19 protein-coding genes, 1 tRNA gene and 1 pseudogene are annotated in these 21,669 nt (G+C 70.1%); 17 read left to right on the top strand and 4 right to left on the bottom strand.

The window, feature by feature from the left end; all coding sequences use genetic code 11:
• Window positions 1-5 precede the first annotated feature (5 nt).
• Window positions 6-1,532: a serine/threonine-protein kinase gene (locus VA596_RS10465; RefSeq protein ID WP_323325474.1), complete on the top strand. Its 1,527-nt coding sequence runs from the start codon at window positions 6-8 to the stop codon at window positions 1,530-1,532.
• On the opposite strand, the gene VA596_RS10470 is transcribed toward VA596_RS10465, so the two are convergent.
• Window positions 1,517-2,200, bottom strand: a complete 684-nt coding sequence (locus VA596_RS10470) for an alpha/beta fold hydrolase (protein WP_323325476.1) — start codon at window positions 2,198-2,200, stop codon at window positions 1,517-1,519. The two genes, VA596_RS10465 and VA596_RS10470, sit on opposite strands and share 16 nt — an antisense overlap.
• A 134-nt stretch (window positions 2,201-2,334) precedes the next feature.
• On the opposite strand from VA596_RS10470, the gene VA596_RS10475 reads away from it, so the two are divergent.
• The 3 genes from VA596_RS10475 to VA596_RS10485 all read left to right on the top strand — a co-directional run bounded on the left by VA596_RS10475 (window position 2,335) and on the right by VA596_RS10485 (window position 3,685).
• Window positions 2,335-2,874, top strand: a complete 540-nt coding sequence (locus VA596_RS10475) for a DUF2716 domain-containing protein (protein WP_323325478.1) — start codon at window positions 2,335-2,337, stop codon at window positions 2,872-2,874.
• A 43-nt stretch (window positions 2,875-2,917) separates the two neighbouring features.
• Window positions 2,918-3,319 carry an immunity 7 family protein gene (locus VA596_RS10480; protein WP_247059795.1) on the top strand — a complete coding sequence of 134 codons (402 nt, stop codon included), beginning with the start codon at window positions 2,918-2,920 and terminating at the stop codon, window positions 3,317-3,319.
• A 69-nt stretch (window positions 3,320-3,388) separates the two neighbouring features.
• Window positions 3,389-3,685 (top strand): YiaA/YiaB family inner membrane protein, encoded by a 297-nt coding sequence (locus VA596_RS10485; RefSeq protein ID WP_323325480.1) that lies wholly within the window; start codon window positions 3,389-3,391, stop codon window positions 3,683-3,685.
• 44 nt (window positions 3,686-3,729) lie between these two features.
• Here the strand turns inward: VA596_RS10485 and VA596_RS10490 are convergent, their stop codons facing one another.
• The 3 genes from VA596_RS10490 to VA596_RS10500 form a co-directional block, all read right to left on the bottom strand.
• The gene (locus VA596_RS10490) at window positions 3,730-5,202 is read right to left on the bottom strand and encodes an alkaline phosphatase family protein (protein WP_323325482.1); all 1,473 of its coding nucleotides are present in this window, start codon (window positions 5,200-5,202) and stop codon (window positions 3,730-3,732) included.
• Window positions 5,203-5,303: 101 nt separating this feature from the next.
• Window positions 5,304-5,888: a lytic polysaccharide monooxygenase auxiliary activity family 9 protein gene (locus VA596_RS10495; protein ID WP_323325484.1), complete on the bottom strand. Its 585-nt coding sequence runs from the start codon at window positions 5,886-5,888 to the stop codon at window positions 5,304-5,306.
• A 198-nt stretch (window positions 5,889-6,086) separates the two neighbouring features.
• A tRNA-Gly gene (locus VA596_RS10500) sits at window positions 6,087-6,159 on the bottom strand.
• Between the two features lie 199 nt (window positions 6,160-6,358).
• Between VA596_RS10500 and VA596_RS10505 the strand changes: the two genes are divergently transcribed.
• From VA596_RS10505 to VA596_RS10565, 13 genes and pseudogenes are all read left to right on the top strand, one after another.
• Window positions 6,359-7,939, top strand: a complete 1,581-nt coding sequence (locus tag VA596_RS10505) for a sigma-70 family RNA polymerase sigma factor (RefSeq protein WP_323325486.1) — start codon at window positions 6,359-6,361, stop codon at window positions 7,937-7,939.
• A 128-nt stretch (window positions 7,940-8,067) separates the two neighbouring features.
• Window positions 8,068-8,508 (top strand): DUF983 domain-containing protein, encoded by a 441-nt coding sequence (locus VA596_RS10510; protein ID WP_086858118.1) that lies wholly within the window; start codon window positions 8,068-8,070, stop codon window positions 8,506-8,508.
• A 39-nt stretch (window positions 8,509-8,547) separates the two neighbouring features.
• Window positions 8,548-9,408 carry an Fpg/Nei family DNA glycosylase gene (locus VA596_RS10515; protein ID WP_323325488.1) on the top strand — a complete coding sequence of 287 codons (861 nt, stop codon included), beginning with the start codon at window positions 8,548-8,550 and terminating at the stop codon, window positions 9,406-9,408.
• A gap of 301 nt (window positions 9,409-9,709) precedes the next feature.
• Complete coding sequence (locus VA596_RS10520; RefSeq protein WP_323325490.1) at window positions 9,710-11,035, top strand: histidine kinase; 1,326 nt, start codon at window positions 9,710-9,712, stop codon at window positions 11,033-11,035.
• Window positions 11,036-11,054: 19 nt separating this feature from the next.
• Window positions 11,055-11,900: a S49 family peptidase gene (locus VA596_RS10525; protein WP_323325492.1), complete on the top strand. Its 846-nt coding sequence runs from the start codon at window positions 11,055-11,057 to the stop codon at window positions 11,898-11,900.
• 105 nt (window positions 11,901-12,005) lie between these two features.
• Window positions 12,006-13,550: pseudogene (locus VA596_RS10530) on the top strand (long-chain-fatty-acid--CoA ligase); the annotation flags it as partial.
• Entirely contained in the window at window positions 13,551-14,663 is a 1,113-nt protein-coding gene (locus VA596_RS10535) for a TetR/AcrR family transcriptional regulator (RefSeq protein WP_323325494.1), read from the top strand.
• A 119-nt stretch (window positions 14,664-14,782) separates the two neighbouring features.
• Window positions 14,783-16,195 carry a glycoside hydrolase family 16 protein gene (locus VA596_RS10540; RefSeq protein ID WP_323325496.1) on the top strand — a complete coding sequence of 471 codons (1,413 nt, stop codon included), beginning with the start codon at window positions 14,783-14,785 and terminating at the stop codon, window positions 16,193-16,195.
• An 89-nt stretch (window positions 16,196-16,284) separates the two neighbouring features.
• Window positions 16,285-17,121 (top strand): LytR/AlgR family response regulator transcription factor, encoded by an 837-nt coding sequence (locus VA596_RS10545; RefSeq protein ID WP_323325498.1) that lies wholly within the window; start codon window positions 16,285-16,287, stop codon window positions 17,119-17,121.
• Between the two features lie 13 nt (window positions 17,122-17,134).
• The gene (locus tag VA596_RS10550; protein ID WP_323325500.1) at window positions 17,135-17,656 is read left to right on the top strand and encodes a hypothetical protein; all 522 of its coding nucleotides are present in this window, start codon (window positions 17,135-17,137) and stop codon (window positions 17,654-17,656) included.
• A gap of 29 nt (window positions 17,657-17,685) precedes the next feature.
• Window positions 17,686-19,476, top strand: coding sequence for a sodium/solute symporter (locus VA596_RS10555; RefSeq protein WP_323325502.1), 1,791 nt, complete (start codon window positions 17,686-17,688; stop codon window positions 19,474-19,476).
• A gap of 204 nt (window positions 19,477-19,680) precedes the next feature.
• Window positions 19,681-20,031 (top strand): DUF485 domain-containing protein, encoded by a 351-nt coding sequence (locus VA596_RS10560; RefSeq protein ID WP_323325504.1) that lies wholly within the window; start codon window positions 19,681-19,683, stop codon window positions 20,029-20,031.
• Window positions 20,028-21,656 carry a solute symporter family protein gene (locus VA596_RS10565; protein ID WP_323325506.1) on the top strand — a complete coding sequence of 543 codons (1,629 nt, stop codon included), beginning with the start codon at window positions 20,028-20,030 and terminating at the stop codon, window positions 21,654-21,656. Before VA596_RS10560 ends, VA596_RS10565 begins: the two co-directional genes overlap by 4 nt.
• Window positions 21,657-21,669: the final 13 nt, after the last annotated feature.

The raw sequence follows: 21,669 nt of genomic DNA on the forward strand, positions 1-21,669 counted from the left end.
GACGAATGAGAATTGTCGCGGGCAGGTACGCGATTTCGGCCGAATTGGGCCGTGGCGGGATGGGCGTCGTCTGGCGCGGCGAGGACCAGTTCCTCGGGCGGCCGGTGGCGTTGAAAGAGCTGGCCACGCCGCCGGGCGCCTCGCCGGTGCACCTCGAACGCGTCCTGCGCGAAGCCCGCACCGCGGGGCGGCTCAACCACCCCGGCGTCGTCACGGTGTACGACGTCGTCAGCGAGGACGGCGCCACGTTCATCGTGATGGAGCTGGTCATCGCGCCGACGCTCGCCGACGTCGTCGGGCGTGAGGGGCCGCTGGCGAACGACCGCGTCGCCGAGATCGGCCTGCAGGTGCTGAGCGCGCTGGAAAGCGCGCACGCGGCCGGGATCGTGCACCGGGACGTCAAGCCCAGCAACATCATGGTGCTGCCCGGCGACCGGGTGAAGCTCGCCGACTTCGGCATCGCGCGGGCGATGGACGACCCGGGCCTGACCCAGACCGGCGGGGTGATGGGCTCGCCCGGCTACATGGCGCCCGAGCTGTTCGCCGGGGCCGGCCCGTCTCCCGCGTCCGACCTCTGGTCGCTCGGCGCGACCCTGTTCCACGCCGCCGAAGGCCGGGCGCCGTTCCAGCGCACGACGACGGCCGCGACCCTGCACGCGATCATGTACGACCGCCCGGTGCTGGAGCGCTGCCGCGGCCCGCTCGCCGACGCCGTGCTCGGGCTGCTGAACCAGTCCACTTCGGACCGTCTCGATGCGGCCGGGCTGCGGGGGCTGCTGGAAACCGCGCGCACCACGATCACCGTCGCGCCGACGCGGACCGTCGACCCGAGCGACCTGCCGACGGTCGTCTTCGAGCCGGTGACGGCGATGGTCGCCGCGCCGTCACCGACCACAGTGGACTGGCAGCGGCCTCGGAAACGACGTCTGCCGTGGGTGCTGTCCGGTGCCGCGGTGGTGCTGGTCGCCGCGCTGGCCGCGGTCTTCCTGCTCAAGCCGGACGCCACGACGCCGGTCGCGGTGGGCGCGCCAGGGCCCACGCCGACGTCCTCCGCGACACCGACGACCACGAAGCACAGCAAGAAACCCAGCCCGTCGCCGAGCACGTCCGCGAGTTCCACCGCGCCGACGTCGACCACGGCGAAACCGGATCCGGTCAAGGTGCCGCTGGTCCGCTTCCACCACCCGGACGGCGGCCACTTCAGCGGGACGAAGAAGGTCGGCCCGCCGGGCGGTTTCAAGATGGAAGGCCTCTTCGGGGAACTGGTCGCGACGGCCGAGCCCGGCACGCGGAAGCTGTTCGCCTGCAAGGTGAAGGACCAGAAGGACTGGTTCACCTCGCCCGACCAGAGCGGCAAGTGCGAGGGCCAGCAGTCGCTCGGCTTCCTCGGCTACATCTACGCCGACCCGCCGTCCTGGTCCGGTTCGCGGGCGCTCTACCGCTGCAACGCCGGCGCCAGCCACTTCGACTCGCTCGACGGCCGCTGCGAGGGCAAGACGAAAGAGTTCGTGCTGGGCTACGTCGTCGTCTGAGCCAGCAGGACGCCGGCCACCAGGTCCGGCCGCGTGACGAACGGGTGGTGCGGCACGTCCAGCTCGACGACGTCGGTCGCGCGCGCCGCGTGCTTCCGCTGCGTCTCGGGCAAGGTCGCGAGGTCGTCGGCGCAGAGGACGTACGTCGACGGGATCTCCCGCCAGGCCGCCGCCGTCGTCCGCTGGCCGAACACCGCCTCGTTCTGGGCGGTGAGCCGGGCCGCGGCCCCGGCGTACGTCGTGTCGTCGAAGTCCTGCGCGAACCGCGGCCGCACGAACTCCTCCCGGACGCTCGCCGTGCCGTCGTCGTGGCTGACGTGCCACGGCGGTGGCTCAGCGGGGCCGAAGTCCGCGAGCGCCTCGCCGGCGTCGGGCAGGAACGACGTCACGTAGAAGAGGCGGTGCACGGCGGGGTGCCCGGCGGCGGCTTCGGAGATCACCATTCCGCCGTACGAGTGACCGACGAGCAGCGCGGGTTCGTCCGACGCGTCGAGCAGGGCGCGCACCGCCGCGGCGTCGTCGTGGAGGTCACCGCGCGGGTCGGCCTCGCAGCTCGGCAACACCGCCGCTGAGCTGCGCAAACCGTGCTCGGCGAGGACGTCTGCCGTCGGTTGCCACCACCAGGCGCCGTCGCGGACGAAGGCCCCGTGGACGAAGATGATCCGCATGGTGACAACCTGACAGAACCCACCCGGTCGAGTGACACAGTTCGCGCGGAGCGGACGAGGACTGGACAAACCGGAGACCGAACACGAAGCTTTCGCGTGTTCTTTCGTACCTGGCCAAGTCAGAGGTCGAAACAGTGAATGCAGCCTGGGAAGCCGTCTCCCGCGTCGCCGACGAGCCCGCCTGGTACTGGGTGTACGACAAGCTGGCGTTCTGGCCGAGCACCTACGCCCACGCCTGGCCCGGGTTCCGCGAGCCCGCGCCGTCGCGCACCTGGGACCTCTCGCCCGGCGACCTCGACCGCTCGTCGGCGGAGTTCCGCCTGGGCCCGTGGGCGGTCGACGAGCACCAGGTCGCCCGCGTGGCGCAGGCCGCGTTCCGCGAGGTCTGCGGCCCGGACGACTGGCTGTGGGCGCTGCACTGGCAGCACCAGTCCTACCGCGTCCGGCCGCACCTGATGACCGAAGGCGCCCGCTGGCCGGTGCCGGTGTTCCCGCGCGCGGACTACCACCTGTTCCTGGCCAGGGACTTCTCGTTCGGCACCCTCGGGCACCCGTGGGAGCGCACGCTCTGCGTGTTCGGCGAGCCGCTCGTGTCGGCGTTCGAGCGCCTCGGCGAGGGCGTGCTGGGCAACGTCCTGCGCCGCGACGGGAAGCCCTCCGCGCTGGCCCGCTGAGCCCGGCATCTGCGCTGGTTGATCTCTTGCTACCGTTCTCCAGGTGTTCGAATACCACGGCTGGGTGACCATCCAGGCGACCGCGAGCGGCGATGACGACGCGGCGCTCCTGGAGCGCCTGGTCGACCGCGTGCACCGCGCGATCCGCGATGCGGGCGACTTCGACCTGGTCGACCTCCGCTGGAGCGCGGGCATGCCGATGCTCCACTTCGGCGGCTTCGACAAGCACGGCGGCGAGCTCGCCCCGGACCTGCTGGAGATGTTCACCAGGGTCGGCGAGCTGGCCGCGGGCTCGTACGGCCTGCTCCACGTCTGGGACGACCAGGACACCGAGCACGACAACGACTTCCGCGTCTACCGCATGGCCCGAGGCCAGGTGACGGAGCGCGAAGACCCGCACCTGACCCCGGTGGCCCCCACGGTCCTGGACGTCTACGAGCTGTAGCCGCATCGCAATCCGGGCTGAGTAGTACTGCTCAAGACACCCGTGGGTCCGCGGCGAGACCGTGGTCACATGACCAAGTCCGGTTCGTCCGCAGCTTCACCCACCACCACCGCGTTCTACGCGCAGGCGGCCATCTCCTTCGGGCTCGCCCTCGCCGCCGTCACCGCGGGGATCGTGTACCTGCCCCTCGACGGCTGGGTTCGCGGGTTCCTCGCCCTCGGCATGCTCTACCTGGTCACCTCGGCGTTCACGCTCGCCAAGTGCGTGCGGGACAGACAGGACGAGACCTCCGTGGTCTCCCGCGTCGACCAGGCCCGGCTCGACAAGCTGCTCGCCGAGCACGATCCCTTCAAGACCACCGTGTGACGGGAACGGCCACCCTCGCCGACCGAGGGTGGCCGTCCGCTACGTCACGGGTGGCGCGGCACCCGCGGCCGTCCGCCCGGCTCCTGCTTCGGCGGCTTCTGGTCGGTGCCCGGGAACGTCGGCGCCGGCAGGTTCGCCGCCTCGTAGCGGGACAGCGTCAGCGGGCCCGACGTGTCCGGCAGCACCGGCGGCTGGGCCTTGTGGTCGGTGAAGCGGAACGCCGACGTCATGTCCCCGAACGTCCTGCGCCGCCACTGCGAGATGTTCGGCTCCGCCACGCCCGTCACCTGCTCCAGGAACCGCAGCGTCGACGTGTGGTCGAAGTTCTCGCTGCACACCCAGCCGCCCGCGGTCCACGGCGAGACCACGATCGCCGGGACGCGGTAGCCCGCGCCGACCGGGAGGCCGTTGCCCGGGGTGCCGCCGGGGGACGTCTTGGTGACGAACTCGCCCGGCGTGCCCGCGGGCGGCGTCGGCGGGACGACGTGGTCGAACAGGCCGTCGTTCTCGTCGTAGTTGAGGATGAAGACCGTTTTGGCCCAGACCTCGGGGTTGGCCGCGATCGCGTCGATCTTCGACGCGACGAACGCCGCGCCCTCGGCCGGCGTGTACTGCGGGTGCTCCGACGCCGTCGAGGTGCAGATGATCCAGGAGACTGTCGGCAGCTTGTCGTTGCGCGCGTCGTACTCGAACTGGCCCTCGGGCCGGTGCGTGAGGCCGTTGACCGCCAGCGGCGAGTCGGCGGGCGCGTTCTTGAAGTTCGCGAAGTTCTCCAGCATGTTGCAGCCGTAGGTGTCGCTCTGCTCGTACACCTTCCAGCTGACGCCGGCCGCCTGCAGCCGCTCCGCGTACGTCGTCCAGGTGTAACCGCCGGCCGGGGCCTTGTTGTCGAGGATCGGGCCGCCGTTCTCGCCGTCGGGGTCGATCGTGCCGGTCATCCACATCATCCGGTTCGGCCAGGTCGGGCCGAACACCGAGCAGTGGTAGCTGTCGCAGATGGTGAACGCCTCGGCCAGCGCGAACTGGAACGGCAGGTCGGCGCGGGTGTGGTAGCCCATCACGTACGGGCCGTTCTTGCCGTCGGCCTTGCGGTGCGCCGGCAGCCAGCTGTCCATCTTGCCGCCGTTCCAGGCGTCGTGCTGGACCTGCCAGGCGTGCGACGTCGACGGGATCTTCTGCGCGTTGGTCGCGTGCGTGTCGAGGTGGAACGGCAGCGCGTAGCCCGCCGGGTTCTCGGCGTCCGGCTGGTAGAACACCGGCTTGCCGTTCGGCAGCCGCGCCGCGTGCGGGTCGCCGAACCCTCGGACGCCCGACAGCGTGCCGAAGTAGTGGTCGAACGAGCGGTTCTCCTGCATCAGCAGCACGACGTGCTCGATGTCCTTGAGCGAGCCGTGCTTCGGGGCGCCCTGGGCGAGCGCGCGCTGGACGTTCGGGGGCATCAGGGTGGCCGCGGCCGCGGTGGCGGCGACCTGGAGAGACACTGATCCGAGGAGACGACGACGAGTCAGTTCGGTCATGCCTGACACCCTCGTGCCCGGTTGTCACCCGAAAAGGTGGCAACCGGGGAACGAGGGCGGAACACGAAGTGAAAACAGCTGCCGAACCGGCACGAACCAGGTCAGAAAGTAACGTCCGAGCACTGGTAGAACGCGTTGGCCGTGTCGGCGATGTCCCAGACGGCGAGGATCATGTGCCGCCCGCTCTTGCCGGACGGCAGCTTGCCGCTGTGCGACACCGTGGTGCCGGGCCGCTGCCCGTTGAACGGCACGGTCAGGAACGGCGTGGTGTCCAGCTGCGCCCGGGAGAGCGGCGCCGAGGGGTTCCAGCCGTTCTTGGTGACGAAGTAGCGGAACGACGTCGTCGCGTGCGCGGCGGTCAGCGTCCAGTTGAAGGTGTAGGTCGCGCCGCTGGTGAGCTTGGTGGTCGGCCAGGTGCCACCGCGCTGGTCGTCGAGCTCGGCGAAGCGGGCGACGCCGGCGGAGCAGAGCTTCCCGTCGGCGGGGCCGCCGCCGGGGAAGTTCTTCGGGCCTTCGGTGCTCTGCGGTTCGTACTGGATGGCCCCGCAGTTCGTCACGGCCCCGGTCTTGCACTTGTACGCCCGGCTGGGCGGTGTGGTGGTGTACCCGTGTCCCCAGGCGACGCCGGTGACCAGGAACGGAAGAGCGAGAGCGGCGACAACGGCGAGAACGAGCTTCTTGACCATGTGACTCCTCTCACAACAAGTACACACAAGTGTGGAGAATTCACATCAATGGTTCAGACCACTGTCCGGCCGAACTTCGAGCCGGGTCGCCTAGAGCGATTGGTCCAGACAATGGACCGAAAGACGCAAGGAGTAGCACCCACCGGAACATCCCCGGAACGAAGAAAGCCCCGCCGAAGCGGGGCCTTCGATCTTGCGAGCGGATGACGGGATTCGAACCCGCGACCCTCACCTTGGCAAGGTGATGCGCTACCAGCTGCGCTACATCCGCGTACAGCTTCCTTGCGGCTGCTGTGAGAAGTACTCTATACCCTCCTCAAACTGCTCCGATGAGCGGGGTCCCCGGTCCCCTGACCCGGTGCTTCGGTGTCACAGCTGGCGTACAAGGGGTGACGACGGCTGTTTCCCTCCGTATGGTGTCCCCATTCGACCGAATGGGGAGACCTTCGGGGGAGGAGGTGCCGGGCCGGATGACCGAGCTGGGCACGGTGCCGCCACCAGCGGCCTCGGAATCCGACGAGCAGGCACTGCTGCAACGGTTGCGAAACGGTGAGGACGCGGCGTTCGGAGAGCTGTTCGAGCTGCACGCGGCCGCCGTCCGGAGACTCGCGCAGAGCCTGGCGTCCGACCGGTCCGAAGCCGAGGACATCACCGCGGAGACCTTCTTCCGGGTGCTGCAGGCGCTGCGCCGGGGCGCCGGTCCCCGGGACTACGTCCGCGCCTACCTGCTGACTGTCGCCCGCCGGGTCTCCTGGGAGTGGCACGGCGCCCGCCGTGACGTCCCGGTCTCCGACGACGAGCTGACCTTCCGCGCCGGTGCCGGGGCCGACACGCACGCCCGCACCGCCGAGCACACGCTGATCACGACCGCGTTCACCAGCCTGCCCGAGCGCTGGCGGACCGTGCTGTGGCAGACCGAGGTCGAGGGCGAGCAGCCCGCCATGGTCGCCACCCACTTCGGGCTGAGCGCGAACGCCACCGCGGCGCTGGCCCGCCGGGCCCGCCAGGGGCTGCGCGCGGCCTACCTGCAGGCCCACCTTTCGGTGAACCGCGGGCCGGACTCGTGCCGCGCGGTCGTCGAGAAGCTGGGCGGGTTCACCGCGGGCAGCGTCACCGGCGCCGAAGCCGAGCGGATCAAGGCGCACCTGCACGGCTGCCCGTCGTGCCGCGCCACCCAGGACGAGCTCCGCGACGTCTGCTCGTCGCTGCGCGCGCACGCCGGGGTGCTGGTGCTGCTGGTGCCGGTCGCGGGTGCCGCGGCCGGCGGCAGCGGGGTGCTGGCCGGGCTCGGGGCCACCGTCAAGGGCGTCCTCGTCGGGTCGAAGGTCAAGATCGGCCTCGCGCTGGCGTCGACCGCGGCCGTGGGTGCCGTGGGCGTCGCCGCCGGGCCGGTGCTGTTCGGCTCGTCGCCGGTGCAGGACGTCGGGCTGACCGGCGGTGCGCCGGAGCTCGTGGTCGTGCCGCCGAGCGAGACGCACCAGCAGCCGCCGCCCCAGCCGCAGCGGAACCCGCGGATCGGCATCGGCGTGCTCAACGGCCGAGGCACCGGCGTGACCGTCCCGGCGAAGTCGCGGACCGGGAGCCGGCAGCTCGGCGCGAACGAGGTCCCCGGCGTGGCCGGCGGCGACGTCCCGGCCGGCGAGACGAGCGGCGGGGACACCGGTGACGCCGGCCCCGACGGGCTCGGCCCGCGCGACGACGATCCGCCTTCGACGTTCAGCACGCCCGGCCACTCGTCGACGGCGCCGAGGCTCGACACGGAGACCTCGCACCCCGACCTGACGATCACCGAGTCGACTGACGAGAACGAGCCGGAGAACTCGCCCGAGCTGTCGCCGACCGGCCGTCCGACGGGTTCGCCGACCGAGACGACCAAGCCGGAACCGACCGGTGACGACGCCGAATCGACGAAACCGTCGACCGAGCCGTCCACCGAGCCTTCGACCACGGTGACGCCGACATCCGGGAAACCGTGCGCGAGCAGCACCTCCGACGTCACTGATTCGGGCGAATCGCCGGATTCGGCCGCGACCGTGCCGTCGGGGTCCTGAACAGCGGTGATCAACTCCGCGGCGCGGGATGTCCGATTCCTCCCTCGCGCGGGCCGGGCTGGGCACGGTACCGTTGCGTTGTTGACTGTTGTGCTGCTCACCCTGCGGGCAGCCTGGGAGGCTACTGAATGAACCGGCTGGTGCGCGGCGAAGACGGCCGCGACTGGGTGGTCCGTGCCCAGATGGAATGGCGGGCTCCGGCGACCGCGGACGACTTCGAGCACGACGTCGCGGGCAGCTACGGCCCCGGCATCGCGATGATCGTCGTGACCGCGCTGCTGGCCGTGATCCTCGTCGTGTGGACCCCGGACCAGGTCAACATCCCCGCGTGGGTGCTGCTCGCGCTGCTGCTGGTGATCCTGTTCTTCCCGTTGCGGTGGATCCTGCGCCGTCCGTGGACGGTGGTCGCCGAGACCGAGGGCGACGTGACGGGCGACCGGCCGTCCGAGCGCTGGGTCGGCACGATCCGCGGCATGTTCACCGTGCAGGGCGAGGTCAAGAAGATCTCCAAGACCATCCAGCGGCACTCGCTGCCGGACTTCGACGGGCCGCTGCACCCGGTCGAGTAAGCCGTACCGGATTTCGGCCGAAAGGGTGAGACTGACGGAATGCCCGAGCTACCCGAGGTCGAAGCGCTGGCTCACCACCTGCGAGAGAACGCCGTCGGCCAGACGATCTTCCGGATCGATGTCGCATCGCTGAGCGTGCTGAAGACGGCGACCCCGCCGTGGACCCAGCTGCACGGCCGCGAGATCACCGGGGCCACCCGGCACGGCAAGCACCTCGACGTCGTCGCCGGTGACCTGCACCTGGTCGTCCACCTGGCCCGCGCGGGCTGGCTGCGCTGGTCGGACGGGCTGGCCGCGGCGCCGCTGCGGCCGGGCAAGGGCCCGATCTCGCTGCGGGTGCACCTCGAGTCCGCCACCGGGCCCGGCTTCGACCTCACCGAGGCCGGCACGAAGAAGGGCCTCGCGGTGTGGATCGTCAAGGATCCGCAGGAGATCGCGAGCGTCGCGCGCCTCGGCCCGGACGCCCTCACCCTGGACGCCACGCAGCTGCGGGACCTGTTCGCTGGGCGGAACACCCGGCTGAAGTGGGCGCTGACCGACCAGTCGCTGATCGCCGGCATCGGCAACGCCTACTCCGACGAGATCATGCACCGCGCGAAGCTCTCGCCGTACGCCACGATCGGCAAGCTCGACGAAGGCGCGCTGGAAACCCTCGCCGAGGCCATCCACGAGATCGAGTCCGACGCCGTCGAGCGCTCGGTGGGGCAGAAGGCGGCGCGCCTGAAGGGCGAGAAGCGCTCGGGCCTGCGGGTGCACGCCCGCACCGGGCTGCCGTGCCCGGTCTGCGGCGACACGATCCGCGAGATCTCGTTCGCCGACAAGTCGTTCCAGTACTGCCCGACCTGCCAGACCGGCGGCAAGCCGCTGGCCGATCGGCGGATGTCCCGGCTGCTGAAGTAGGGCCGATCCGGTGCGTGACATGCGTGGTCACGGCGTCACGCACCGGATTCCCCCATTCGGCGGCAGGTGCTCCGCCGTCGCCCGTCCCGAGGGCGGCACCCCCGCGGCCGCGGTCCCCGAAACCGCGCCCACCCTGCCGATTTCCCCGGAACCGGTGGAACAGGACCAGCCTCTCGCGCGTTGCCGACAGTGACCATGGGGGCCGCCACCCGACTCTTAGTAGGGTCGTCCCCACCCTCGGTCGTCACGTTTGAACAGAAAGTGGGAACAGGCCTTGCACCCGGTTGGTCGAGCGCAGAGCATGGACGCCGTGTCCGGGTTTCCGCTTGAGCAGATCGTCCCGTGGGGGATCGTGGTGCTGCTCGCCATCGTGGTGATCGTGCTGCTGTTCAAGCAGCGCAAGCCGGCCAGTGTGGTGGAGGACGCCATGCTGCAGGCGGTCCACCGGATGTCGAAGGCGGCGCCGAACCTCCGCTCGGGCCTGGACGAGGACGCCGCCGACAAGATCACCACCCAGCTGCTGCAGATGCTCGACTGCGTCGCCGTCGGCATCACCGACAGCGAGGGCACGCTGCTGTCCTGGGACGGCGAGGCGAACGAGCACTACGTCGACCTCGTCGACGCCGTCAGCGCGGCCATCCGCAAGCACCGCCGCGAGGTCGTCGCGCACGACCGGATGCCCTGCAACCACCGCGGCACCTGCCGGATGAAGACGGCGGTGATCGTGCCGCTGCTGGTCGAGGGCGAGACCGAGGCGGCGCTGATCGTCGTCGGCCGGACCCGCGGCCGCCTGGTGCAGATGGCCGACGCGGTCGCGCAGTTCGTCTGCACGCAGTTCGAGCTCTCCCGGCTCGACGAGTCGAAGCAGCAGCTCCAGCAGGCCGAGATCAAGGCGCTGCGCGCGCAGATCTCACCGCACTTCGTCTACAACGCGCTGAACACGATCTCCGCGCTGATCCGCACGGACCCCGAAGAGGCGCGAGAGCTGCTTCAGGACTTCGCCGACTTCACGCGCTACTCGTTCCGGACGTCGGGCATGTTCACCTCGCTCGCCGAGGAGCTGCGCAACATCGACCGCTACCTGACCATCGAGAACGCCCGCTTCGGCGGCCGGCTCGAGGTGCGGATGAAGATCGCGCCCGAGGTGCTCAGCGTGGTCGTGCCGTTCCTGATCATCCAGCCGCTGGTGGAGAACGCGGTCAAGCACGGCCTGGCCAGCAAGCCCAGCGGCGGCTGCGTCACGGTGATCGCCCAGGACTACGGCACCGAAGCGCTGATCAGCGTCGAGGACGACGGCATCGGCATGGACCCGCGGCGGCTCAACGAGCTCAAGAGCGCGCACCGCACCGGCGCCCACGTCGGGCTCGGCAACATCAACCAGCGCATGCAGCAGGTGTTCGGCGGCGACTACGCGGTGATGGTCGAGACCGCGCCCGGTGCCGGCATGAAGGTGACGCTCCGGGTGCCGAAGTTCGTCCCCGGCGTCCGCCCGAACATGCCGGACTACAGCTCCGACGCCGACACGGGCGAGGCCGACGTTCCGTCGCAGGGCGGTCCGGCGCAGCTCAACGGCGCCGAGGCGAACGGCGTCAACGGCACCCGGTCCGGCATCCTCCCCATGGGCTGAATCCGGCTAGCCTGGCGTTATGAGCGTTACGGACAAGCTGGCTTCGCGGATCCCGGGTCTCGCCGACCGGGTCGAGCGCAAGGACGTCGTCGCCGTGGTGAAGCTGCACGGGGTGATCACGCCGTCGCCGTCACCGCTGGCCAGGGGCGCGATCAACCTGAACGCGGTCGAGTCCGCACTGACCAGGGCGTTCGGGCACGACCGGCTGAAGGCCGTCGCGCTGCTGATCAACTCGCCGGGTGGTGCGCCGACGCAGTCCGGCCTGGTCGCCGAGCGGATCCGGCAGCTGGCCGACGAGAAGGGCGTGCCGGTACTGGCGTTCTGCGAGGACGTCGCCGCGTCCGGCGGCTACTGGCTGGCCTGCGCGGCCGACGAGATCTTCGCCCACCGAACGTCCATGGTCGGCTCGATCGGCGTGATCAGCGGCGGCTTCGGGTTCACCGGCCTGCTGGAACGCTTCGGCATCGAGCGGCGCCTGCACACGGCGGGCGCGAACAAGTCGCGCCTCGACCCGTTCTCGCCGGAGAAGCCCGAAGACGTCGAGTGGCTGAAGAAGATGCACACCCAGCTCCACGACCTGTTCGTGAGCTGGGTGAAGGAACGCCGCGGCGACCGCCTGACCGACACGGAGGATCTCTTCACCGGCGACGTCTGGCTCGGCGCGAAGGCCACCGAGCTGGGACTGATCGACGGCCTGGGCAGCCTCCGCCAGATCATCACCGAGCGCTACCCGGACGCGGACATCTCGGTCGCCGAGCCGAAGCGCCCGCTACTGGCCCGCCTCGGCGTCGGCGCCCCGGCGGCCGCCTCCGCGGTGCTGGACGCCGTGACGCAGAAGGCGGCCTGGTCCCGCTTCGGTCTCTGACCCTCACCCTCGACGAGCCCTCCGGCCGTCGAGGTCTGGCTTCCTAAGTGAACCAACGCTAGGCTATGTGAATCAGCGCTAGGGGACCGGACCGCAAAGGAGCGGCGGATGCACCTCACGCAGACCCTCCACCAAGCCGTGCAGCAGGGGCCCGACCGGCCGATGACCGAGTACGGCGATCGCATCCGGACCGTCGGCGAGGTCGCCGGTCGCGTCGCGCGGTTCGCCGGGGCGCTCAAGGAGCTGGGCGTCGGCGCCGGTGACCGTGTCGGCATCCTCGCCCTCAACTCCGACCGCTACCACGAGTACCTCCTGGCCACGCCGTGGGCGAACGCCGTGCTCAACCCGATCAACATCCGCTGGAGTCCGGCGGAGATCGCCTACTCGCTCACCGAATCCGACACGCGCGTGCTGCTCGTCGACGACGCCTTCGTCCCGATGGTGCCGAAGCTGCGCGAAGCCGGCGTGACCACGGTCGTCCACATCGGCGAGGCACCGACGCCGGACGGGATGCTGGGCTACGAAGACCTCGTCGACGGCGCCGATCCGGTGGACGACGCCCGCCGCGGTGGTGACGACCTGCTCGGCGTCTACTACACCGGCGGCACCACGGGCACGCCCAAGGGCGTCATGCTCAGCCACCGCAACCTGCTGACGTCGGCGCTGGGCAGCCTCGCCACCGGCCACTTCCTCACCGCGCGCGGGAAACTGCTGCACACCGCGCCGATGTTCCACCTGGCCGACGGCGCGGCCTGGGCGGCCGGGCAGCTCGTCGGGGCGACCCACGTGATCGTCCCGATGTTCACCCCGGTCGGCGTGCTCGAGGCGATCAGCGGCCGGGGCGTCACGGACACGCTGCTGGTGCCGACGATGATCCAGCTGCTCGTCGACCACCCCGGCGTCACCGACTACGACCTGACGTCGATGAACCACGTCGTCTACGGCGCTTCACCGATCTCCGAAGCCGTCCTCGACCGCGCCCGGAAGGTCTTTCCCGGTGCGGGTTTCGTGCAGGCGTACGGCATGACCGAGCTGTCACCGGTCGCGACGCTGCTGTCCGCCGAGGACCACGACGACCCCGCGTTGCGCCGGGCCGCCGGCCGGGCGGCGCCGCACGCCGAGGTCCGGATCGTCGACGTCGACGACGTCGAGGTGCCGCGCGGCACGGTCGGCGAGATCGTCTGCCGCGGTGACCACGTGATGCTCGGCTACTGGAACCGGCCGGAGGAGACGGCGACCGCGTTGCGCGGCGGCTGGATGCACACCGGCGACGGCGGCTACATGGACGAGCGCGGGTACGTCTTCGTCGTCGACCGGATCAAGGACATGATCGTGTCCGGCGGCGAGAACGTGTACTCGGCCGAGGTCGAGAACGCGCTGGCCAAGCACCCGTCCGTGGCCGCGTGCGCGGTGATCGGCGTGCCGGACGAGCAGTGGGGCGAGCGGGTGCACGCCGTCGTCGTGCTGCTCGACGGCCGGGAGGCGACCGGTGACGAGCTGCGCGACTTCTGCCGCGAGGCGATCGCGGGCTACAAGGTGCCGCGCACGTTCGAGTTCACCGACGCCCTCCCGATGTCCGGCGCGGGCAAGATCCTCAAGCGCGAGCTGCGGAAGCGGCACTGGGCCGACGGCGACCGCGGGGTCCACTGAGTGTCCGCACCCGCCCGCGGCACCCGGCCGCGCAACCGCCGCGTGCTGATCGTGGCCGCGGCCGCGGAGCTGTTCGTCCGCCGCGGTTATCCGCACGTCGCGATGGGCGACATCGCCGACGCCGTCGCGATCGGCCCGTCCGCGCTGTACCGGCACTTCCGCGGCAAGCAGGAGCTGCTCGCCGCGGTGGTCGAGGACGCGCTGACCGCGCTGGCCGTCACCGACTTCGCCGAGCTGGCGACGGCCACGCTCGACCGGCGTGACGTCGGGATCCTGTGGCAGCGCGAGTCCCGCCACCTCGACCCGGCCGAACGCCACCGCGTCGGCAGGCCCCTGCGGCGGCTGGCGCGGCAGCTCGCCGGTGACCTCCGGGACCGGCGCCCGGAGCTGACCGCCGACCAGGCGACGCTGCTGGCCTGGTCGGTGCTCGCGGTGCTGGTCAGCGTGTCCTTCCAGCGCGTCGACCTGCCACGTCCGGCCTACGACGAGCTGATGACGTCCCTGGCCGGCGAGGTCGCCGCCGTCCGGCTCCCGGACCTGGGCGAACGGGCACCGGAACGGGTCGCCGAGCCCGCGTCCCGGCGTGAGCTGCTGCTGACGACCGCGACCCGGCTCTTCGCCGAGCGCGGCTTCCACAGCGTGGCCATCGAGGAGGTCGGCGCGGCGGCCGGGATCGCCGGGCCGAGCGTCTACCACCACTTCGAGAACAAGGCCGAGCTGCTGATGACGGCCCTGCGCACCGGCGCCGACGCGCTCGGCGACGGCCTGCGGACGGCGTCGTTGCCCGCGCTGCTGCGGTCCTACGCCGGGTACTCGCTGGCCCACCACAACGTCGTCGACCTGCTGATCACCGAGGTCGGGCTGCTGCCGGAGCCCGAGCGGCACGAGCTGCGCCGCACCCAGCGCGAGTACGTCGAGTCCTGGGTCCGGCTGCTGGGCGACGTCCACCCGGACCTGGCCCGCGTTCGCGTCCAAGCCGCCCTCACGGTGGTCAACGACGTCGCCCGCACGCCGCACCTGCGCACGCTGCCGGGGGCCGAGGACGCCGTCCGTGTCGTCGGATCGGCCCTGCTCGGACTGTCCGGTTCGAGTACTTCGGGGCACACTTTGTGACCTGCATCACTCTTGCTTCGTAACCATGTATAGCGATCACCAGGTTCCGGGAGGTCTCCTCGTCAACGGGCTTTGTTGTGGCCCGCAACAAATCCGGATCGACGAGGAGGTCGTCCCCGATGCCCCACCTCTCGCGCACCTCAAGACGGTTGGCCCTCGGCGCCCTGGCCGGCGCCGCGCTCATCGCCATCCCGCTCACCTTGCCCGCGTCGGCGTCCATCCCGCCCCCGGAATCCGGCTGGACGACGGTGTTCGCCGACGACTTCACCGGCGGCTCCGGCGCCCTGCCGTCCGGCTCGAACTGGATCGTCGACACCGGCCACGCCTACCCCGGCGGCCCCGGCAACTGGGGCACCGGCGAGATCCAGAACTACACGTCGAGCTCGTCGAACCTCGCGCTCGACGGCTCCGGCAACCTCCGCATCACGCCGTTGCGCGACGGCGCCGGCAACTGGACGTCCGCGCGGATCGAAACCCAGCGCGCCGACTTCAAGCCGCCGGCCGGCGGGGTCATGCGGATCGAGAGCCGGATCCAGATGCCGAACGTCACCGGCGCCGCCGCGCTCGGCTACTGGCCGGCCTTCTGGGCGCTCGGCGGCCCGTACCGCGGCAACTGGTGGAACTGGCCCGCCATCGGCGAGTTCGACATCATGGAGAACGTCAACGGGATCAACTCCGTCTGGGGCGTCATGCACTGCGGCGTCAACCCCGGCGGCCCGTGCAACGAGACCACCGGCATCGTCAACAACCGGGCCTGCCCCGGCGCGACCTGCCAGGCCGGGTTCCACACCTACCGCTTCGAATGGGACGCGAGCGTCAGCCCGCAGGTGTTCCGCTGGTTCGTCGACGGGCAGCAGTTCCACTCGGTCAGCCAGAACCAGGTCGACGCGACGACCTGGGCCAACATGACGAACCACGCCGGCTACTTCGTGCTGCTGAACGTCGCGATCGGCGGCGCGTTCCCCAACAACAACTCCGGCACCACGACGCCGGGGCCGGGGATCGTGCCGGGGCACCCGATGGTCGTCGACTACGTCACGGTGAGCACCCGCGGCTCGGGCGGTGGCGGCACGACCACGCCCACGACGCCGCCGACCACGACGACTCCGCCGTCCGGCGGCGGCAGCGCGTACGGCACGATCCAGGCCGAGTCGTACAACCAGCAGAACGGCCTCGCCAAGCAGACGACCACCGACACCGGCGGCGGCCAGAACATCGGCCCGGCGGGCAACGGCGACTGGGCGCTCTACAGCGGCGTCGACTTCGGGAGCAGTGCCGCGACCAACTTCCAGGCGCGCGTCGCGTCCGGCGCCGCGAACGGGGTCAGCGGATTGGTGGAAGTCCGGCTGGACAGCTTGTCCAACGCGCCTGTCGGCAGCTTCGCTGTCGGTAACACCGGCGGCTGGCAGAGCTGGCGGACGGTCCCGGCGAACATCAGCGGGGTGACCGGGGTGCACAACGTGTACGTGACGTTCACGAGCGGCCAGCCCGCCGACTTCGTGAACCTCAACTGGTTCACCTTCGTGCATTGAGACAAGGGACCCGCGGGCGGCGCTGTCGCCCGCGGGTCTCCCCACTTCAGGCGGACGGGGGCTGGACATTGCACTCGGCAATGGGCAGGATGCGTTTCACTGTGAGTGCTCACGATGACACCCGGAAGCTCGTGGTCCTGGCTGTGGACGACGAGCCTCGAGGTCTGGACGAACTCGTCCACTGCCTGAAGAACAGCCCGCACGTGGCCAAGGTGTTCCCGGCGATCGACGCGTCGGAGGCGCTGAGGCTGCTGTCGACCGACGACCCGAGGCTACGCGAACGCAAGGACCGCGGCCTCCCGATCGTCGACGCCGTCTTCGCCGACATCGACATGCCCGGATTGTCCGGCATGGAGATGTCACGCGTGTTCGCCGCGCTCCGGCCCTCGCCCGCGCTGGTGTTCGTCACCGGGCACGCCGAAGAAGCGGTCAACGCCTTCGACCTCGGTGCCCTCGACTACGTGCTCAAGCCGTACCAGCAGGACCGCCTCGACCGCGCGATCACGCGCGTCATCGAAAAGCTGGCTTCGGCCGCGGCGCCCGCTCCCGGCGCCGTCGGCGGCGAGCCCGGCGTCAAGAACGACGACGAGGTCATCCCGGTCGAGCTGGCCGGCACCACCAAGCTCATCCCGCGCTCTTCGGTTCGCTGGGTCGAGGCCCAGGGCGACTACGCGCGGTTGTTCACCACCGAAGGCAGCCACCTGGTCCGCATCCCGCTGGCCCAGCTCGAAGAGCGCTGGGAGAAGGCCGGGTTCGTCCGGATCCACCGGTCGTTCCTGGTCGCCCTGCCGCTGATCACCGAGCTGCGGATGGGCCAGGGCGGCTACCAGGTCGTGATCGGCAACGAGGAGAAGGTGCTGCCGGTCAGCCGGCGCCACACTCGCGCGCTGAAGGACCGGCTGGTCGGTTCAGGCCGGAACGGCTGAGCCGGGGCCGGTCATGACCGAAGACTTCTACGACCGGCGCGCGAACGGCGTCCGCGAGCCCGATCCGACGCTGGGCCGGCGCCCGCAGCGGCCGCTGCCGCAGCCCACCGAGCAGGCCGTCGTCGAGCCGCTGCCGCCCGCGCCGGACGAGCCGGCGAAGCACGAGCAGCACGCGAGACCCAAGCGTGAGCGCGTGATCCTCAACGACCCGAAACGCGGTTCCGGCACCCTGCGCGCCCGCGTCGAGCTGGAGGAACAGACCAGCTGGGGGAAGCTGCTCGTCCGGGACCACCTGGTGAAGGTGCAGCTGCGGACGGCGTTGCTGCTGTCCCTGCTGGTCGTCGTCGTGTTCGGGTCGCTGCCGGTGCTGTTCTACCTGCTCCCCGGCTTCTCCCGGCTCACGCTGGCCGGCATCCCGGTGCCCTGGCTGATCCTCGGCGTGCTGCCCTTTCCGTTCCTGTTCGGCGTCGGCCTCTGGTACAACCGGCTGGCCGAGCGCAACGAACGCGCCTTCGTGGACATGATCGAAAACTAGTTCGCGCCTCCCCGTGCGAGGATTCCTCCGTGCAGCTGAACCCGTGGGCGTTGACCGGCATCGTGCTGGTCGCCGTGGTGACGTTCTACCTCGGTCACCGCTCTTCGCGGTCCGCCACGAGCACGCACGACTTCCTGGTCGCGCGGCGCACCGTGCGGTCGCGGCGCAACGCCGCCGCCATCTCCGGTGAGTACCTGTCCGCGGCGTCGTTCCTCGGCATCGCCGGCATCGTGCTCAAGGAGGGCGCCGACGCGCTGTGGTTCCCGATCGGCTTCACCGCCGGTTACCTCGCGCTGATGCTCTTCGTCGCCGCGCCGCTGCGGCGCTCCGGCGCGTACACGCTGCCGGACTTCCTCGAGATGCGCCTCGGCTCGATCGGCCTGCGCCGGTTCTCCACGGCGTTCGTCGTGTTCATCGGGATCCTCTACATGGTCCCGCAGCTGCAGGGCGCCGGGCTGACGCTCGCGACGATCCTGCCGGTGCCCGCGTGGGCCGGCGCGGTCGTCGTGATGGTGCTGGTCGCGTTCAACGTGATCGCCGGCGGCATGCGCGCCATCACCGTCGTCCAGGCCTTCCAGTACTGGCTCAAGCTGTTCGCGATCGCCGTGCCCGCGTTCGTGCTGTGCATGGTGTTCTTCGCCGGCGGCGGCCCGGACGGCTTCCGCCCGCTCGGCACGGCCGCCCCGCCGGTCTTCACCACCGACACCACGGTCGACGTCCAGACCGACGTCACCCTGCACGTCGACTCGGACACGTTCCTCTACGCGTACGGCTACGCGGACAACGGCCCGGCCGCCGGGCCGACGCACTGGACCCCGCTGGCCCCGCACACGGTTTCCGAAGGCACCAAGCTGAAGTTCCTGGCCGGCACGCCGGTGCCGGTGGTCAGCGACTCCGTCGCCGACAACGGGAACTGGCTGCACCCGGGCTCGGGCAGCCTGACCGACCTGTTCCAGACGTACTCGCTGATCTTCGCGACGTTCCTGGGCACCATGGGCCTGCCGCACGTGCTGGTCCGCTTCTACACCAACCCCGACGGCAAGGCCGCGCGCCGCACCACCGTGCACGTCCTGCTGCTGCTCGGCCTGTTCTACCTGTTCCCGACGCTGCTGGGCGCGCTGTCCCGGATGTACGTGCCGGAGCTGCTGGTCACCGGCAAGACGGACGCGGCGATCCTGCGGTTGCCCTCGGCGATGCTGCCGGGCATCGGCGGCCAGCTCCTCGGCGCGGTCACCGCGGCCGGCGCGTTCGCGGCGTTCCTGTCCAGCACGTCCGGCCTGCTGGTGAGCGTCGCCGGGGTGGTCTCGACCGACCTGCTGCCCGGCCGCGTACGGGACTTCCGCGTGGCGACGGTGCTGGTCGCGCTGTTCCCGGTCGGGCTGGCCGTCGCGCTGCGGCCGGAGGACCTCTCGCTGTCGGTGGGGATGACGTTCGCGCTCGCCGCGTCGACGTTCAGCCCGTTGCTGGTGCTGGGCATCTGGTGGCGCAAGCTGTCCTGGCCCGGCGCGCTGGCCGGGATGTTCGCCGGCGGCGGCCTGGTGCTGGCCGCGCTGGTCGTCAACATCGTGAGCGGCTACACCGGGGGCTGGGCGCCGTGGTTCGCCACCCAGCCGGCGTTGATCACCGTGCCGGTCGCGTTCGTCACGACGTATCTGGTCAGCCGGGTGACCGGATACGGCCGTCCGGACCACGTCCACGACATCATGCTGCGGCTGCATGCGCCGGACCCGCTCGGGTTCATGCGCGATCGGGCCGTCGCGCGGTTCGGGCAGGCCGAGGAGAAGACGCGGGTCGCCGGTCGCGGGCGGCATCGTAAGTGATCTGCTGACTCGGCGTCAGATTGCATTACCCGATCGAGTGATCCCGTGTCCGCTAAACGGACATCTCTCGCGAATCTCAAGCGGAATTTCTACACAAGGTCAAGCGCCCGATTGGGGGCTTACCAACTACACCGTTAACTCTTTACGGTCCGTTGGCTTCAAACAGTACGGACAGTACGAGAACTTGAAAGGTGGAGATCCGCTGTGAGCAGCACCGAGGAAGACGTCGGTGGCGCGGAGTCGCAAACGGACTGGGAAAGGATCCAGGAAAGTCCCGAGTTCACCGGCCTGCGCCGAAGGCTGCGCGTGTTCGTGTTCCCGATGACCGCGCTGTTCCTGCTTTGGTACCTGCTGTACGTGCTCCTCGCCGACTACGCGCACGGGTTCATGAGCACCAAGCTGACCGGGAACATCACCGTCGGCCTGGTCTTCGGGCTCCTGCAGTTCGTGTCGACGTTCGTGATCACCGGGCTGTACGTGCGGTACGCCAACCGGAAGCTCGACCCGGTGGCCGACGAGATCCGTGCGAGCATCGAAGGAGAGCCCGGCCGATGAACCTCGCCGCGGGTGTGGAGGGTTCCAACTCCACCCTCAACATCATCATCTTCCTGGTCTTCGTCGCGATCACGCTGGTGATCGTGTTCCGGGCCAGCCGCAACACCAAGACGGCGTCGGACTACTACGCCGCCGGGCGAGCGTTCACCGGCCCGCAGAACGGCATCGCGATTTCCGGTGACTATCTTTCGGCGGCGTCGTTCCTCGGCATCGCGGGTGCGATCGCGGTCAACGGTTACGACGGTTTCCTCTATTCGATCGGCTTCCTGGTCGCCTGGCTCGTCGCGTTGCTGCTGGTCGCGGAACTGCTGCGCAACACCGGCAAGTTCACGATGGGCGACGTGCTCGCGTTCCGGATGAAACAACGTCCGGTGCGCGCCGCGGCGGCCGTCTCGACGCTGGCCGTTTCGTTCTTCTACCTGCTGGCGCAGATGGCCGGCGCGGGTGGTCTGGTCAACCTGCTGCTCGGCATCGACAGCGAACTGGGGCAGGACCTGGTGATCGCCGTGGTCGGCGTGATCATGATCCTGTACGTCTTGATCGGCGGCATGAAGGGCACCACCTGGGTGCAGATCATCAAGGCCGCGCTGCTGATCGTCGGCGCGTTCGCGATGACGCTGTGGGTGCTGGGGAAGTACGGCTTCAACCTGTCCGACCTGTTCCAGGCCGCCGTCGACAAGGGCGGCAAGGGCGGTGCGGCGCTGCTCGACCCGGGCAAGCAGTACGGCAAGACCGGCACGACCAAGCTGGACTTCCTGTCGCTCGGCGTCGCGCTGGTGCTGGGCACGGCCGGTCTCCCGCACGTCCTGATGCGCTTCTACACGGTGCCGACGGCGAAGGACGCGCGTCGTTCGGTGGTCTGGGCCATCGTGCTGATCGGCGTGTTCTACCTGTTCACGCTGGTGCTGGGTTACGGCGCGGGCGCGATCGTCGGGCCGGACAAGATCGCGAAGGCCCCGGGCACGACGAACTCCGCGGCGCCGCTGCTGGCGCTGGAACTGGGCGGGCCGGTGCTGCTCGGGTTCATCTCGGCGGTCGCGTTCGCCACGATCCTCGCGGTGGTCGCGGGCCTGACGATCACGGCGTCCGCGTCGTTCGCCCACGACGTCTACGCCAACGTGATCAAGAAGGGCGCGGTCTCCACCGGCGGCGAGGTCCGCGTCGCGCGCGTCACCGCGCTGGTGATCGGCGCGCTCGCGATCCTCGGCGGCATCCTGGCGAAGACGCAGAACGTGGCGTTCCTCGTGGCACTGGCGTTCGCGGTGGCGGCGTCGGCGAACCTGCCGACGATCCTCTATTCGCTGTTCTGGAAGCGGTTCAACACCCAGGGCGCGCTGTGGTCGATCTACGGCGGCCTGCTGGTGACGATCGTGCTGATCGTGTTCTCCCCGGCGGTCTCCGGCAAGCCGGTCGACGCCAAGACGGGCAAGAGCGCGTCGATGATCCAGGGCGTCGACTTCCACTGGTTCCCGCTCGACAACCCGGGCCTGTTCTCGATCCCGATCGCGTTCTTCCTGGGCTGGCTCGGCACGGTCCTGTCCAAGGAACGCAACCCGAAGAAGTACGCCGAGATGGAGGTCCGGGCCCTGACGGGCGCGGGCGCCGAAAAAGCCGTCTCGCACTAGCTCCACCCCGGAG

Origin of the sequence: Amycolatopsis heterodermiae (genome assembly GCF_034929455.1) — a bacterium.
Classification (GTDB): Bacteria; Actinomycetota; Actinomycetes; order Mycobacteriales; family Pseudonocardiaceae; genus Amycolatopsis; species Amycolatopsis heterodermiae.

Excerpts from the sequence above, each read along its gene's own strand:
- VA596_RS10465 (WP_323325474.1), top strand. The coding sequence starts at position 6 with ATGAGAATTGTCGCGGGCAGGTACGCGATTTCGGCCGAATTGGGCCGT.
- VA596_RS10470 (WP_323325476.1), bottom strand. The coding sequence starts at position 2,200 with ATGCGGATCATCTTCGTCCACGGGGCCTTCGTCCGCGACGGCGCCTGG.
- VA596_RS10485 (WP_323325480.1), top strand. The coding sequence starts at position 3,389 with ATGACCAAGTCCGGTTCGTCCGCAGCTTCACCCACCACCACCGCGTTC.
- VA596_RS10490 (WP_323325482.1), bottom strand. The coding sequence starts at position 5,202 with ATGACCGAACTGACTCGTCGTCGTCTCCTCGGATCAGTGTCTCTCCAG.
- VA596_RS10495 (WP_323325484.1), bottom strand. The coding sequence starts at position 5,888 with ATGGTCAAGAAGCTCGTTCTCGCCGTTGTCGCCGCTCTCGCTCTTCCG.
- VA596_RS10505 (WP_323325486.1), top strand. The coding sequence starts at position 6,359 with ATGACCGAGCTGGGCACGGTGCCGCCACCAGCGGCCTCGGAATCCGAC.
- VA596_RS10510 (WP_086858118.1), top strand. The coding sequence starts at position 8,068 with ATGAACCGGCTGGTGCGCGGCGAAGACGGCCGCGACTGGGTGGTCCGT.
- VA596_RS10515 (WP_323325488.1), top strand. The coding sequence starts at position 8,548 with ATGCCCGAGCTACCCGAGGTCGAAGCGCTGGCTCACCACCTGCGAGAG.
- VA596_RS10520 (WP_323325490.1), top strand. The coding sequence starts at position 9,710 with ATGGACGCCGTGTCCGGGTTTCCGCTTGAGCAGATCGTCCCGTGGGGG.
- VA596_RS10525 (WP_323325492.1), top strand. The coding sequence starts at position 11,055 with ATGAGCGTTACGGACAAGCTGGCTTCGCGGATCCCGGGTCTCGCCGAC.
- VA596_RS10540 (WP_323325496.1), top strand. The coding sequence starts at position 14,783 with ATGCCCCACCTCTCGCGCACCTCAAGACGGTTGGCCCTCGGCGCCCTG.
- VA596_RS10545 (WP_323325498.1), top strand. The coding sequence starts at position 16,285 with ATGCGTTTCACTGTGAGTGCTCACGATGACACCCGGAAGCTCGTGGTC.
- VA596_RS10550 (WP_323325500.1), top strand. The coding sequence starts at position 17,135 with ATGACCGAAGACTTCTACGACCGGCGCGCGAACGGCGTCCGCGAGCCC.
- VA596_RS10565 (WP_323325506.1), top strand. The coding sequence starts at position 20,028 with ATGAACCTCGCCGCGGGTGTGGAGGGTTCCAACTCCACCCTCAACATC.